This window comes from Halorubrum sp. SS7, assembly GCF_005435055.1.
GTDB classification, from domain to species: Archaea; Halobacteriota; Halobacteria; order Halobacteriales; family Haloferacaceae; genus Halorubrum; species Halorubrum salinarum.
In genome coordinates this window covers 1-413 of record NZ_SGXV01000353.1, presented here as the reverse complement: position 1 = coordinate 413, position 413 = coordinate 1, and the positions used below count along the sequence as shown (strand labels likewise).

General features: G+C 70.9%; 1 pseudogene. It reads right to left on the bottom strand.

What is annotated here, in order from left to right:
• Nucleotides 1-213: 213 nt before the first annotated feature.
• Nucleotides 214-413 (bottom strand): annotated as a pseudogene (locus EXE44_RS18335) (glutamine--fructose-6-phosphate aminotransferase); the annotation flags it as partial.

The window sequence follows — 413 nt, the reverse complement described above, 5'->3', positions numbered from 1 at the left end:
CGCTCGCTGCGTCACGAGCCGGGACGGCGACGGACGTGGGTCTACCTGCTGGTGTCGCTCGGCGGAGCCCCGGCTTGGCGGGGCGTGCGACGCCTCCGACGGACCTATCGGTCGCTCACGAGCCGTGGGACGACGACGCAGTCCCCGGATTCGTGCGGTACTCGCGGCGATCCTGACCGGACGCAAGAGGACGGGCGGGACTGACCGCGCGGCTCAGACCGTGACGCTCTTTGCGAGGTTGCGCGGCTTATCGATGGCCCGCCCCCGCTGTTTCGCGGCGTGATACGCGACGAGTTGGAGCTGGACGTTGGCGAGCACGCCGGCGAGCTCCGGATGGGTCGACGGGACCGACAGGACGTGGTCGACGGTCTCCGCGAGGTACTCGGCGGACTCCTCGGCGGCCTCGACCTCGT